Source organism: Thermogemmata fonticola, from assembly GCF_013694095.1.
In the GTDB taxonomy this organism is placed as follows: Bacteria; Planctomycetota; Planctomycetia; order Gemmatales; family Gemmataceae; genus Thermogemmata; species Thermogemmata fonticola.
Genome location: NZ_JACEFB010000015.1, coordinates 94,724 through 109,548, shown reverse-complemented (window position 1 = coordinate 109,548; position 14,825 = coordinate 94,724). Strand labels below are relative to the sequence as shown.

7 protein-coding genes and 1 tRNA gene are annotated in these 14,825 nt (G+C 62.1%); 3 read left to right on the top strand and 5 right to left on the bottom strand.

Going from position 1 to position 14,825, the window contains the following annotated elements; translation table 11 throughout:
- Together H0921_RS15550 and H0921_RS15545 are read right to left on the bottom strand one after the other, a co-directional pair.
- Window positions 1-5,659 (bottom strand): sialidase family protein (locus H0921_RS15550; protein WP_194539436.1); only part of this gene is annotated, 5,659 nt, incomplete at its 3' end.
- Window positions 5,660-6,260: 601 nt separating this feature from the next.
- Window positions 6,261-7,604, bottom strand: coding sequence for a PQQ-binding-like beta-propeller repeat protein (locus H0921_RS15545; protein ID WP_228499869.1), 1,344 nt, complete (start codon window positions 7,602-7,604; stop codon window positions 6,261-6,263).
- Window positions 7,605-8,028: 424 nt separating this feature from the next.
- Here H0921_RS15545 and H0921_RS15540 point away from each other — a divergent pair.
- Window positions 8,029-8,101, top strand: a tRNA-Lys gene (locus tag H0921_RS15540).
- A 161-nt stretch (window positions 8,102-8,262) separates the two neighbouring features.
- Here H0921_RS15540 and H0921_RS15535 read toward each other — a convergent pair.
- Both H0921_RS15535 and H0921_RS15530 read right to left on the bottom strand, forming a co-directional pair.
- On the bottom strand, window positions 8,263-9,573 hold the full coding sequence (locus tag H0921_RS15535) for a thiolase family protein (protein ID WP_194539435.1): 1,311 nt from the start codon (window positions 9,571-9,573) through the stop codon (window positions 8,263-8,265).
- Between the two features lie 91 nt (window positions 9,574-9,664).
- Window positions 9,665-11,482 carry a long-chain-fatty-acid--CoA ligase gene (locus tag H0921_RS15530; protein ID WP_194539434.1) on the bottom strand — a complete coding sequence of 606 codons (1,818 nt, stop codon included), beginning with the start codon at window positions 11,480-11,482 and terminating at the stop codon, window positions 9,665-9,667.
- 882 nt (window positions 11,483-12,364) lie between these two features.
- Here H0921_RS15530 and H0921_RS15525 point away from each other — a divergent pair.
- Window positions 12,365-13,132, top strand: coding sequence for a hypothetical protein (locus H0921_RS15525; protein WP_194539433.1), 768 nt, complete (start codon window positions 12,365-12,367; stop codon window positions 13,130-13,132).
- Window positions 13,133-13,255: 123 nt separating this feature from the next.
- Window positions 13,256-14,332: an RluA family pseudouridine synthase gene (locus H0921_RS15520; RefSeq protein ID WP_194539432.1), complete on the top strand. Its 1,077-nt coding sequence runs from the start codon at window positions 13,256-13,258 to the stop codon at window positions 14,330-14,332.
- A gap of 70 nt (window positions 14,333-14,402) precedes the next feature.
- Here H0921_RS15520 and H0921_RS15515 read toward each other — a convergent pair whose 3' ends face one another.
- Window positions 14,403-14,804, bottom strand: coding sequence for a DMT family protein (locus H0921_RS15515; RefSeq protein WP_194539431.1), 402 nt, complete (start codon window positions 14,802-14,804; stop codon window positions 14,403-14,405).
- Window positions 14,805-14,825 lie beyond the last annotated feature (21 nt).

Genomic DNA, 14,825 nt, shown 5'->3' with positions numbered 1-14,825 from the left:
CTGCCAGGAGACGATCGGGATTCGTCGGATGCACGGCGACGCTATTGACCAGGGTGGTGGCCTGCTGCCCGCCGTTGAGATTGGCCCAGGTCCCACCCGCGCGGTTGTAGCGCCAGACGCCGCCATTGTTGACGTAGATCAACTGCCCGTTGCTATCAAAGGCCATGCCATGACCGCCAGCGCGGGGGCCATTGCCAGCGGAAGTGGAAATGTCTCCCCAACTTCCGCCGCCGTCTGTGCTGAGATAGACGTGATTAGCTCCAGAGGGATTGCCGGTCCCGCCGATGGCCACGATGTTGGGATTGGCCGGGTCCACCGCAATCGCATTGTTTTGCTGACCCAAGCCTGCCAGCATGATTGCAGGCTGGGAGGTTTGACTCCAGTTCCGCCCGCCATCAGTGGACCTCCACACTCCGAAAAGGTTGCCGTTCGTCCAATTGACAATCATCGCGTAGATGGTGGAGGGAGTGGAGGGAGGGAACGGCGCGGGGGTGTGGCCTGCGATCTTGATCACACCCTGGCTAACATTCCCCGTGGGGAAAGGATTGCTCCCACCTTGGGAATAGACATGCTGGCCGCTGCTGTTGACAGGATTGCCATCGCCAACAAACCAGTTCGTAGTCGCAGCTGTGCCCGCCAGATGCGGATTGAGCAAGCGGTAGACGGCGTTGCTGGTGCGACCCGCTTGATTAACACCGAAGGGGTACCCCTGAGCGGCGAAGAGAGCCGGGACCACGTTGCCGAAGGCATTCACACTGTAGCCCAAATACAGATCAGTCCAGGCCTCGTTGACGAAACTGATGCGCCAGTCGTCATCCGGCCCTGGCGTACCGGGCGCTGTGGTGGGGAAACCGGTGTTCGGTGACGGCGGGCTGCCACTGCGCGTCGAGGAGACAATCGTTGTCAGGTTGACCCAGGTTTGCGATCCGTCATATCGCCAGACCCCCGCAGACCCTGGCGGAGTGGCGGCATTGTTAGCAAGCCGGCTGGTAGCGACGTAAATGCGGTTTTCGTCAAAGGGATCCACCACGATCTTGTTGACCGCTTGACCCTGCAAAGGATTGGGGATACCGACAATGTTGGTCAGGAGCGTCCAGGTCCGCCCGGAGTCGGTGGACTTGTACACGCCCGTGCCGTAGTAGGAATCGAAGGTATTATTCCCTTCCCCGGTTCCGAAGTAGATGACGCGCGGGTTGCTCGGGGCGACGGCAATGGCCCCGGAGAACATGGCCGCGGTATTGTCGAAAAGCGGCATCCAGGTGAGGCCGCCGTTTTTGGTCTTCCAGGCGCCGCCCCCCGCGGTGGTCACATAGATGACGTTGGGATCGGACGGGTCCACGGTCACCCCGGTGATGCGTCCCGTCACGGCATTATTGCCCGGCGTTGGGCCGTTGTTGATGGGCGCCGGACCGAGGGAAACCCAGCGGGTGGGAATGGCCGTCGGGGCATCCGCCAGCGTGGGACCGCTCCCCTGCAAAATCAGGGATTCCCCCGCGACCGTGAGATTGCCGCGTATCTGCAACTGGGCACCGGAAGCGACGATCGTGCCGCCGTAGCCGTCACGGACGGTGGCGACCGTGGCGGTCGTCCCTCCCGAACCGGCGGCAGACAGCGCGGGCTGATCGGCACCCGCCAGGACATCGTCAAAGGCAATCGTCAGTACATTCCCCGTGCGGGAGACACTGACGCGCCCGCCCACTCCGCCAATGCTGGGCAAGGCATTGAGGGCGCTCTCGACCTGCGCTGCCGTGGCGCCGAAGGGCAAAGCCGAGGTGCTGTGGCCCTCAAAAGTCAACGTAAAGCTACCGCTGCTGCTTCCTCCTAAAGTCACGGTCTGGACTTCGGAAGCCCCAATTCCGCCCAGGGCCTTGTTGTGGGCGATCGTCAAAACTCCCTGCCGTACATAAGTTGTGCCCCGATAGGTATTGTCCCCCGCCAGGACCAACTCGCCGGTGTTGCCGGAGCCAGTCAATCCTACATACAGACTTGAGCCGCTGGAGGCGGGATTGGAAGCATCATCCACCCGGCCATAGAGGCTCAAGCGGGCATTGTCCGCCACGTCGAGGAACCCATCCGTTGTCAGGGTCACCGGCCCGCGCCAACTGTGATCCCCGCTCAAGACCGACAGCGGTGCCGCCGTGCCGCTCACCGTGATCAGGAGATTGCCAGGAGCACCGCTCGGCGTGGCCGTGAGGAGGGGAAGCACCTGGCCTCGAAGCGTGCCGCCAAAGACCACCGTGAAGATATTCCCCGTCTGGGTCACAGTGACGTTGCCGCCCACACCCCCGATGCTCGGCAGGGCATTGAGGGCCGTCTGGATGTCCGCCGCGGTGGCATTGTAGAGCAGCGAGGCAGTCGTATGGCCATTGAAGGTCAAGGTGAAGGTCCCGGCGGAGCCGTTGATGGCAATCTGTTGGCCGGGGTCTCTGAGGATGAGCCGCTCATCCCAGATTTGCAAGCCCGCGGAGATGCCGCCGTTGTTCTGCGGGATGGAAGGAGCCAGTTCGAGCCGGGCGCCCGGCTGGACCGTGGTGCTGGTTTGCGTGTAGGTTTGGGTCTGGGGCGTCGTTTCAGTTCCGCTTCCTTTCCGTCCCAAGGCCGAATCATGCTGCACGCGCAGGGTGCCGGAGCGCACCTCGACGTTGCCGCCATAGGTGCCGTCCCCTTGAAGGGCCAGCATACGGCTGCCCATCTTGACCAGATCCGCGGACTGAGCGGCTGCCGTCGGGCGGATAACCACCTGGAGCAAATCCCAAATGGTCCCTGGAGGCTGGCCTCCGGGATTCATCACTAACTCGACAAACGTTGACGTTCCAGGCCCATAGTTGACTGTGATCGTACCGGCGCCATTGATCAGACCCGTGTCGAAAATCTTGGTACCCCCGCTCGCCTGAGGGGGATAGTAAATCTGCAACTGGTCGGGTATGGAGTAGAAGTCATAGTCCACGGTAATAGTCCCACCGAAGCCCCCCGTGTCGATGAGGAAGCGCTCTTCCTGTTCGGTGCCGCTAGCAGAGAACGTCAGTCGCAAGGGTGGCGGAACGAAGTCCGCCATGCTGCCCGTGATCGTCAGGGTGCTGGCACCGGGCGGGTTGTTGAGGAGGTCATCCACGCCAATGCCGACACGAGGAGCGCCTGGACTACGACGCAGGAAGATGTCCCCGCTGATGACGTTGTTGCCTCCCAGACTTAGAAGCGCCCCCTGCTGCAACATGGCGAAGGGATGCTGGATGCCTTCTCCCGAAAGGATCAGGCGGCGATTGGCCAAGTCGAGATCGCCACTGCCCGGCACCAAATGCAGAGCTGCTCCCCCGAACACGGTGATGCTGTTCGGTTGGACCGTCTCACCCCGCCTGATGTCCGCAACACGAGGTCCGAGAGATTCGTTATTGCCGACCGTAATCCATCCTTGTTCGATACTGGTCGGTCCCAGTAACTGCGTATTGGCCGTGGGCAACTGCAATTGGCCGCCGCCGAGCTTCACGAAGCTGACACTCGGCAATGCATCAAGACTGTTGACCGTGGGCAGGGTCAGACTGTAATCGAATTGGAGATAGCTGCTATCGGCCGTGGGATGGCCGGGGCGAGTGTCCGGGTCCACGCCAATCGAACCCACAGGGGTCAAGTTCCCCAAAGTGATGTTGCCGACCCACTGGTTCAAGCCGCTGCGGCTGCGCAGCGCCCCGGTATCACTGATCCCGCGGCCATTGAGGAACAACACCTTTCTCCCGATCAAGCCGTACATGGGATTGACCGAGGCCGTCGCAGACCCTGTGGTCGTCACCGAGAGCAAGGGCAAGGGAACAGGATTGAGAGGATCATTGAAGGTCCCGCCATAGAAGATACGGTAAACATTGGCATTTTGCGTGACGGTAAACGATCCTCCCACTCCGTTGACGCTGGACAAGCTGTTGAGGGCCGCTTGCACCATCGCAGCGCTTGCCCCCACGGGCAAGGGGGAAGTCGATGCCCCATTGAAGGTCAAGGTGAAGGTGCCGCTCGTGCCGTTGATGACCACTTCCTGTCCTGGCCCGTTGTAAGACTCGGAGTCAAAGCCCAGGTTGCGGCCGTGGCTGCGGGCAGGCGTACCATCCAGACCGCTATCCACTTCCATCTCCAGCGCCGCCCCGTTGTAAACCGTCACCACTCCGCCCGTGACGGGTCCCAGAGCGCGCGAATCCCGCATAGTAAGGGCACCGCCGCGGATCTCCGTGGCACCACGGTAGGTGTTGACATTGTCCAGAATCAGCCGGCCTGGAAGCGTCTTGATCAGGTCCGGAATGTCAGAGCCAGTCCGCCCCGGATCGTCGCTGACCACGCCGGAAATGGTCAACTGCGAGTTGCTATCTGCCCCAATCGTCACGTCACTGGTGTTGGGAAGCGGGCTGCCCAAGCGCACATCGCCATTCCAGATATTGGAACCGCTCTTGTTGTGCAGCGCGCCGAGATTGTTGAAGCCCGGACCGTTCAGCTCCAGCAGATTGTTGAAAACCTGGAAACCGATGTACGGATTGTTGACGGGATGGTAAGGCTGCGTGGGGTCGCGCAGGATACCGTTCGGGTCGCCGACAGCCAGAATGGAAGGCACGAATTCGATCTGGAGCGTGCCCGCCTCGCCGGAAACGGGATTGTAATTGACAATGGTGCGAGCCTGCGGCGTGCCGCTTTGGGGAGAGCCAAAGATGGAACCGGCGCCGAGCGATTGGGGATCGCGAATCGTCAGAGTGCCATTATTGATGACGGTCAATCCGCGGTAGGTATTGCCGCCCGTCCGGCTGAAGATGAGCTGGCCGGCACCCACCTTGGTCAGATCGTGTCCGGTCGCCGTGTCCGTCACCAAGCCGGTCACATTCAGGATGGTATTGGCCGCCACGCCGATGCTGCTGTTACTATCCAGCGTGATCGTCCCGGCCCAGGTCGTGTTGCCCGCAGCGTTGAACAAGGCGCCATCACTGCTGGGGCCGAAACCATTGAGGATGAGCGGTTCGTTGATGGCCGCCGCCACATTCCGCACTTGCAACTGCGCATTGGGGTTGACCACGGTGTGCGCCGTGGTGGTTCCCAGGGCGTTGACGTGAGTCATGACCAGGCGGCCTTCCTGAATATCCACCACGGCAGAGTAGGCGGTGTTGTTGCCGCTGAGGGTCAGGGTACCCGCTCCCAGCTTGGTGAGGTTGGCCGCGGTATTGCCGCTGATCTGGCCGCTGATGGTCAGCTCCGCAGAGGTACCGACCATGACCGCCACCGCCGTGGTCAGGTTGGTATTGAAGGTGATGCGGTTGCCAGTGGCTCCATTGCCGACGAAGACATTTCCTGCCAGTTGAATGGCGTTACCGCCGAGATTGTAGTTGCTGCCAGAAATGGTGATGGAACGGACGACCAGTCCGGAAATGTCATTGTTGGTGTTAAGTCGTGAAGCACCTGTTTGAAATACCAAGTCGGGATTAGCGGCACTTGTCGGCGCCACCCCCCCCTGCCAGTTCGCGGGATTGCTCCAGTTGTTATTGCCACCTGAGCCAGTCCAAATAAACGTGGCGGGCGTCACCCGTTCTTCCAGCATTTCCAGGTGAAGGCCCCGCTGCTGGGCGCGCCGCCCCGGAACCGAGCGGCGACCGGACCACATCTGTCGGATCCATCGCTTCCAGGTCTGGTGACTCATGGTGTCCACTTCCCGATGAATGACTGGAAAATGACAAAAACAGTCCACACCACGAAGATGAGGGTGTAATTCCAACCCTCAATAGTTCTCCAGGTTTCGCAGCAGGCAAACTTTATCGCACCGGTGTCGGCCATCCTTACACCACTACCACGGGAGACGCTGCACCGTGTTTTGCTCTCGCCTTAGTCGATCCCTGACTTTTAGCGAATACCCTGCCCGTTTCCTGCCACACCTGAACAGGCGCCGCGTCCTGCTCTCCTCGCCTATCCCTAATACTCCGAACCGGTCCGGAAAGTTTGCGCCGTTCCGGCAACTTCTGTATCTTTCTGTGATTATCATGCGCGCCATTCGCAGGCGGCGACAGGGAAAAACGCCATCCCAAAGCCACGCGACTCAGGTGAGCCAAAGGCAAGCCATGCGCAGACTATCCCATTGATATATCCCGATTCACCCGATCAAGCGGACAACCCTTCTGCTTCGACTTGGACGGAGCATCCCAACTGGCCGGCCGCTGGAATAAACCGCGAGGCGCTTCAGAAAGCGTTCGCAGGCAGCCGATTACATTTGATTTGAGGCTCAAGCGAAATTGTTGCAGACAAGCTCAGGGACGAGCGATGCGATACAGATGGGTGCGGGTGCGCAGGATGAGGCTGTCTTCGCTCACGGCAGGGCTGGCCATGAAGCCGTCCTCCAGGCGGTTTTCCGCTTCCAGGACGAATTCCCGCCCGGCTTTGACGACGAAGGTCTTGCCATTTTGGCTGCAATAGTAGATGAAGCCGTTAGCCCAAACGGGCGAAGCCGAGAACTCCCCATCAAGGCGTTCGCTGTAATACACTTTGCCGGTGCGGGCATCGAGGCAGGAGGCGATCCCCTGGTCGCTGACCATGTAGAGCAGGTCGCCATCGAGCAGCAAGGAAGGCCGAGTGGGCACGCCTTTGCCGGCACGCCAAACGACCGCCGATTCTCCCAGCACTCCGCGCCCCGTCGGACGGATAGCTAACAAGCGGGCATTGTGGCCGCTGGTCAGATAGAGCAAGCCATGCCCCATCACTGGCCGGGCGGCGCCATTCATCCCCCCGTGGCTGATCCGCCACAATTCCTCCCCGCTCTGAGGATCGTAAGCGATCGTACATTCCGCCGAGGGGCACACCAACTGCGGCCGGCCCTCGACCACAAACAAAGCCGGTGTGGCATACGCCTTTTTGTAGTCGCCGTTGTCCGTGCTGTATTTGATCTCGCGGTTGCGCTTCCACACCGTCTTGCCCGTGCGCTTATCCAAGGCCGTCACATACTGCTGGTCGAAACCGTCGAAGATCAGGTAGAGTAGATCGCCATAGACGACAGGCGAGGAGGCCGGGCCGCGGAAATGATTGCACGGCAAGTCGCGCCGTTCCCAGAGCACCTGGCCGCTGTTCGTATCGACACACCAGGTCCCGTGACTGCCAAAGTGGGCATAGAGCCGCCCGGCTTCCACATAGGGCGTACAACTGGCATAACTGTTGAACGGATGGCAGTAAGCGGGATTCTCTTCGGTTCCCAAGCGGAGGTCGTAGAGGACGCGGCCTGTCTCGCGGTCGACGCAAACGGCGTAGAAGCTGACGCGTGCCACGGGATTAGGGGGCGGGTCTCCTTTTTTGGGCGGCGGGGCCTTGTCCGCTTTGACTTCATCCGCGGTGGTCAGCCAAATCTGCTTGCCCCAGACGACGGGGGAGGACCAGCCTTTGCCGTGGATGCGGACCTTCCAGCGGACATTTTCCTGCTCGCTCCAGGTGGTCGGCGGCTGGCACGACTGCGGAGCGCGGCCATCGGCGGTCGGACCCCGATAACCGGGCCAATCCGTCGCCCACGCGGCCGCCAAGCCCCCAAATAGCATCCCCCCGATGGCCCACACGCCCCACCCGCCTAAGCCGCTGCACCGCACCCCTTGCTTCCCTCCTGACTTCATCACCGCTGCCTCCCCCTCTTCTCGTGAGGACCGAACACGAAAAAGACCCGACGCGAAAAATCCTTTCTCCAACCGCTCGCAGGGCCGCTGCGACTGTCCTGCTCACGCTGTCAATCGTGAACAGGCCGCAGAATAGCGCTATCCTACAATCCCTTCCCGTAACCGGGTATCCTGCCGGTGGATTCGGCGAAGCCCCGCCGCTATGGGGTTCTCCCTGCACCCGCTTTTGCCTTCCCTCGCAAAGGTGTGCCTATAATGCGTTCACAGAGTGGTTCCCCAAGCGGAGCCGCGGAATAGGAAAGCCTCCGGACTTGGGCCGTGGGGCCGCGCAGATTGCATGACACGAAACCGGCTCAAAGCGGCCGAACTTCCCTCGCAGTGACTGGAAAGGTACGAGAAAGTTTCCTATTCCTATGAGTACGGAGCGCCTGTAGCTCAGCTGGTAGAGCAGCGGCCTTTTAAGCCGTTGGTCGTGGGTTCGATTCCCACCGGGCGCATTCCCTAAACTGGCCTATCTTACCTGCTGCGTGCTGGACACCGTCCTGTCCCGTTTCTGTAAAGCCCCGGTCTCTGGCCCTGGAAAATTGCCCCGCCTGCTGGAAAACTGCTCCGGCTCTTTGGGAAACTCCTCCGACTCTTTGGGAAAGTACCGTCGCCGTTACGGCTGTTCGGTTTCCACCCACATCGCCGCCCCCTGTCCGCCGCCGACACAGAGAGCCGCCAGACCGCGGCGCAGGCCCCGTTCCCGCAAGGCCCGTAGCAGAGTTAGGACTAGCCGGGCGCCGGAGGTCCCCACCGGATGCCCCAGGGCGATGGCCCCGCCGTTGACATTGAGTTTTTCCAGCTCCAACTCACCGAGCGGCTGGTCCTCCTGCCAGTGCTGGCGAGCGAAGTCCGGAGAAGCCATAGCGCGGCGGCAAGCGAGAACCTGGGCCGCAAAGGCCTCGTTGATTTCGATCAGGTCGAAGTCGCTCAAGCGCAGGCCGTGGGTGCGAAGGAGCTTGCGGATCGCGAACACCGGTCCCAGGCCCATGCGGCGCGGCTCGCACCCCGCCAAGGCGTAACCCCGGATGTAACCGAGGACCGGGCGATCGGGCCAGCGCTGCCGTTGCTGCGCGACGGTCATCAGCACCAGGGCCGCCGCCCCATCGGTGATTGGGCAACTGTTGCCGGCGGTCACCGTCCCTTGCCCGCTGCGGTCGAAGATCGGCGGCAGCTTGGCGAGAGCTTCCAGGGTTTGCTGGGGGCGCGGTCCGAGGTCGCGCTCCACCGCCTGAGCACCTGTCACTTCCGCCGGCACCGGTACCACTTCATCCTGGAAAAAGCCGCGCTTCCAGGCCTCCGTAGCCCGCTGGTGGCTGAGCAAGGCGAAGCGGTCCTGTTCCTCCCGCGAGATGCCGAACTCTTTGGCCAGGATTTCCGCCGTCTGGCCCATGTTCAAACCGCAGACCGGGTCGGTCAGTCCCAGCTCCAGGGCCGGGATGGGGCGGAGGAAAGAGGGGCGCCAGCGAGTCAGCAAGCGGAGTTTACCCCACCAGCCCGCCCGCCCCCATTGCACAAACCAGTCCTTAGCCCGGCGGCTCCAGAGAAACGGAATGTTGCTCATCGACTCCGTACCGCCCGCCACGACCAACTCGGCCCGCCCTTCGCACAAGATATGCCAGGCCGCGATGATCGCTTCCATACCGGAGGCACAGTTGCGGTTGACCGTATGCGCCACCCGGTCGTAAGGCACCCCGGCGCGCAGGGCGATCACTCGCCCCAGGTTGGAAGCATCCGGCTGGCCTCCCACGTTGCCAAAGACGACTTCCCCGACATCCGCCGGGGTTAGCCCCGCCTTCTGCAATGCTCCCAGCAAGGCGATCCGCCCCAGTTGGTCCGCCGGAACCTGGGCTAGGGCAGTGAAAGCCTTGGCAAAAGGAGTGCGTGCTCCCGCTAGCACCGCCAGGGGCTCAAGAGCTACAGCCATGATGCCACCTCATCTGTCCAGGAAAGAATCGAACGCCACCGTCCAAATCGGAAGCCATCGTTGGAGCTGATCCCCCTCCTGCTTCCCGCGGTCAACGGTTTGGGGACGGCGGAGCGCTCGCCGCGGCGTCTGACGGAGTTGAGGCCCTGGCGGGGGTGTGATCCGTCCCGGCTGACGGGGCTGAGGCGCCAGCTTCTGCCGAAGCGGGGGCACTCTCCGCCATCTCTTCTCCATCCTCACCGCTGAACTTCTCCCGCAGCAAGCGGCGCAACACCTTGCCCAAGGCATTACGCGGCAACGGCAACTGGCTCACCTCCACCTTGCGGGGCCGCTTGTGCACCTCCAGATGCTGCCGCGCAAACGCATCGAACGCCCGCCGGTTGAAACTGATCCCGGGACGGGGAACGACCACGGCGGCCACCAGCTCGCCCCGATCCGGGTCGGGCACGCCAAAGACGGCCACATCCTCCACCTGCTCGAAGCGCCGCAACACCGCTTCCACATCGCCGGGATAGACGTTGACCCCGGAGGTGATGATCAAGTCCTTCTTGCGGTCGACGATGCGGAAGAAGCCGTCGGCATCCTGAGTGGCCAGATCGCCGGTGTACAGCCAGCCGTCGCGCAGGGCCGCCGCCGTCGCCTCCGGATTGTTCCAGTAGCCGCGCATCACCTGCGGGCCGCGGATGAGCAACTCCCCCACTTCCCCCGGCGGTAGCAGCCGCGTCCCCGTCTCCGCATCGACGATGATGGCGTCGGTGTCCGGCAGCGGCAGGCCGATCGTCCCCGGCCGGGCGCTCCCATCCAGCGGTCCAGCATGCGTCACCGGACTGGCTTCCGACAGGCCATACCCTTCCACCACCGTCGCACCGGTATGCCGGGCGAACTCCTCCGCCACCGCCTGCGGCAGGGCTGCACCCCCCGAAATCACCGAACGCACCCCCGCCACGTTGTACTTCCGCCGCCGCAACTCCTTGTTGAATGCCGTCAGCATCGCCGGCACCGCCGGAATGATCGTCGGCCGCTCTTGCTCAATGAGCCGCAGGACCTTATCGGCCCGAAAACGATGGTGCAGCACGATGGTGCCGTTCATCGCCACAGCGCTCAGGCCGCAACACATCAAACCGTAACTGTGGAAAAAGGGCAGGCAGGCCAGAATCACATCCTCCCCAGTGCGCCGCCCCGTCCAGTGATACAACTGCCAGGCGTTACTCAAAAGATTCCGGTGCGTGAGCATCACAGCTTTCGGATGCCCTGTCGTTCCGCCTGTGGGCAAAATGTTGGCTAGGTCCTCGCCTTCCACCGCTTCCGGTTCGCTCGTTTCGCTCCCCTCGGTCAAAAAGTTTTCCCACTCGATGGCGTTGGCCGGCAGGCTCCCGCTCAAACCCAGCCGCTGCACGCGCGCCATCCGGTACAACTGCCGGTCCCACCAGGGCAGATAGGCATCGATGCGGGTCGCCACCAGGACATCCGGCGCGCCCGGCCCGACATTGCGCACCAGGGGCAGAAGCAAATCCAGGCAAATCAGGATGCGGCACTGGGTGCTCTCCTGGAGGGAAGCCACTTCCTCCGCCACCATGAGCGGATTCAAAGGCACCGCCACTCCCCCCGCCATCCAGATGCCAAACAGGCTCGGCAGATATTCCGGGCAATTTGGCAAAAGCAACCCAACCCGCTCTCCCCGTTGCAAGCCGCGCCGCCGCAGCGCCCCGCTTACCCGTCGGGCCAACGCCAGCAGCTCCCGGTAGCTCCACTCATGGCCGAAAAAGCGCATCGCCGCCCGATCCGGCAACCGCGCCGCCGCTTCCTCCAATAGCCAATACACTGGCCGCGAGGGATACTCCAGGGTAGCCGGTACGCCCGCCGGATAATGCGCCAGCCATGGACGATCTCGCTCGCCTGTCACTACCATTGTTCGCCCCCCTGCGCGGCCCCACGGAACCCCAACCCCACCTCCCCTTAAGAAACCCTCACCTCGACCGGATACTGCTGTCCTTCGCCCTTCACACCATTATTCGATACCCCACCTCCTAAAGCAACCAAATCTTCCCCCGCCTTCGCTCAGTCGACACCCCGCCCCCTTTCCCCCGCGGCCCCGTCCCTAACCCTTCCCGATCCGATGGTAACGGAGCGAGCAGCTCACCTTTCTTCTCCGCGGCATCCTACTATCGACCGACTGGAACCATTCCCTCCCCCGCCCCGCCTGACACCTGTCTGCCGCCACTATCTGAAAATATGTATCAAAAATCGATAAACGTCAAATATGATGTTCAATTTTCCATAATTGACTCATTTGTCAAGTCAGCATTATACTCGGAAGAAATGGCCGTGGTCTTCCGGAGTCGCTGGGCTGCACCACGAATGCAATCCGCTGCCATCCCACTCCCTGCGGGATTCCCTTTTCGTCCGACGGGCTGGAATCGGAGATCGTCCCGGCAGTCTGGCACCCTCCCCGGCATTCCATACCCTATTACCGGCAGGGGAACGCGGGCCAAGGATGGGGACAGGTGCAAGACGCACCGCGGCCACTTTCCCTCCGCCAGTGAGGAACAAGGGAAAACCGCTTGGGGACCGCCTCGAATCGAAGCGGCGTAAGAGGGGCTGATCCGCAGCGCGGAAAAGTGGTATGATGAATGGAAAACCGGTACCCAGTCCACCGGTATGGGAAGGGTCAGCCCGCGGGGCACCGGCAGCGAAAGCCGCCAGGCCAACAGTTTGGGATGCCCGCAGCAAGAGAAGGCCTCAAGCCCTCGCAGAGCTAGGAAGATATGAAACAGCCGCAAGGAGAGAAGCGATGAGTCAAGAGCCGCGAGCGGCGGACAGTGCGGATACTTGGGAACGCCTCAGCGATCTGTGGCAGCGCTTCACTCAGGGGAAAATCATCAGCTACCGCTGGATGGCAGCGATTGTCATCGTCCTGACCCTCAGCGTGGTGGCCTGGTATATCCTCTCGGAGCGTCGGGCGGCCAACTCGGCACGCTGGGCCGAACTAGCTCAGGCCTCCTCCCTGGAATCCCTCAAGCGGCTGGCCGAGGATAGCCGTTACGCGGCCACCATGCCGGGAAAGGTCGCACGCCTCCAGTGGGCACGCTCGCTGCTGGGCGACCAGGGACTGGAAATGTTGCAGGCGAGCAATGCGGAAGTCCGACAGCGAGGAGTCGAGAACATCGAGAAGGCCCGGGAGCTGTTCCTCCAGTTGCAGAAAGACTTTGCCCATGATCCCATCGTGCAAGCGGAATGCTGGCTAGCCCTGGCCAAGGCGGAAGCGGCCCTGGTGGGAGTGCCCCGCCAACCCGACCAACTGACCGAATTCAAAGGGGACGTCGGCAAGGTCAAGGAGTACCTCCAGCAGTTCCTCACGGCGGCGGAAGGCACGCCCTGGGCGGCCCAAGGCCAGAAACTGCTCGAAGCCCTGGAGAAGGAAGAAAGCGAGTTCATCACCGTCCAACGTGCCTTGCTGACTCTGTCACCGGCGTTTCCGAGCACGCCGATAATGCCCCCCTTGCCGCCGGGAGGGGGAAGCGAACTGCCCACACTGCCGGTCCTGCCGGGAAGCCAATGAGCGGGTTCTTTCCAACTTCTGTTCCTTCCGCTGGAAGATGATGCGGACTCGGCCCCGCGGCGATCGACCCTCAGCAGGCAGCGGCAAACGTCTGGATCGGCCAGCGATCCGTCACCAACGGCCATGAACGAGTGGGACCTGGAACTGGACGAAGAGGACCTCCCTTCTGCCGCCGAAGCTCGGCCTTGCACCTCGGTCCGCCTGCGCGAACCCCTGGAACTGACGGTGATGGTCAAGGCGGAAGGCATGCGCCTAGACCAGTACGTGCACCTGCATGTCGCCGACCATAGCCGCACAGACATCCAGAAAGCCATCGAGGCCGGGCGGATCACGGTCAACGGCAAACCCAGCAAGCCGAGCTACCGCGTGCGCAAAGGGGACCGCTTGTGGATCGACCTGCCCCCGCCGCTCCACGACATCCCCGTCCCCGAAAACATCCCCCTCGACATTCTCTATCAGGATGCCTCTCTGGCGGTGATCAACAAGCCGCCGGACATGGTGGTCCATCCCGCCAAGGGGAACTGGAGCGGTACGCTGGTCAACGCCTTGCACTGGCACTTCCGGGACCAGTTAAGCACGGAGGGGGGCTACCTGCGGGCCGGCATCGTCCACCGCCTCGATAAAGACACCAGCGGGGTGATCCTCGTAGCCAAGGAGGATGCCGTCCACCGGGAGCTGGCCTGGCAATTTGAAACCCGCCAGATCTTCAAGGAATACGTGGCGATCACCCAAGGGGAACTGGACCGCGATGCCGACTACATCGAAGGGGCCATCAAGCTCCACCCGCACGATCGCCAGCGGATGACGGTGTCGAACGACCCGGATGCCAAACCGGCCTTGAGCTATTACGAGGTGCTGGAGCGCTTCCGCGGTTACACCCTAGTCAAGGTCCAGCCGCGCACGGGGCGCACCCACCAAATCCGCGTCCATCTGCTCCATGTGGGCTGCCCCGTGCTGGCCGATCGCCTGTACAGCGGTCGGGACCGCCTGCTGTTGTCGGACCTCTCCCCGGAGACGCCCGGAGCTGAGGAAGTGGTGCTCCTCCACCGTCAGGCGCTCCATGCTTACCGCCTCCGCTTCCGCCATCCGCGCACCCAGCAGTGGATCGAGGTGGAAGCCCCGCTGCCTGAGGACATGCGGCGAACCCTGGAGGCCCTGCGCCGCTATCGCCCCTGGCGCTCTCCGCCGGCGGACCGGTGACCCCGAACAGTTCGCAACACATCAGCTCCTCGTGCGGACAACCCCCTCGCTTCATTCCCTCTGCAACCGCTCAGGAAGGAACTGGTTCGTTGACAGGAGTGTTATCAGGAGGAGGCGGAACCGGCGGCGGAGCTGCCATCGCCCCGTGCTCGCCGCGAACCAAAGCCACCGCCAGGGTGATGAGAACGAACGCCAAAAGCGTCCGCCACGTCGGCTGCTCCCCAAAATACCACCAGGCGAACAACATAAACACCGTCAGAGATATCACCTCTTGCATCACCTTGAGTTGGGTCGCCGACATATAACGATGACCAATACGATTCGCCGGCACTTGTAATGCATATTCCGGCAGTGCAATACACCAGCTCACCAGTATGGCGATCCACAAGGGCTTATCCTTGTATTTCAAATGGCCATACCAGGCGATCGTCATGAATGTATTGGAAGCAATCAGAAGCAGAGCTGTGTACATGATGTGTTATGTGTTCTTCAA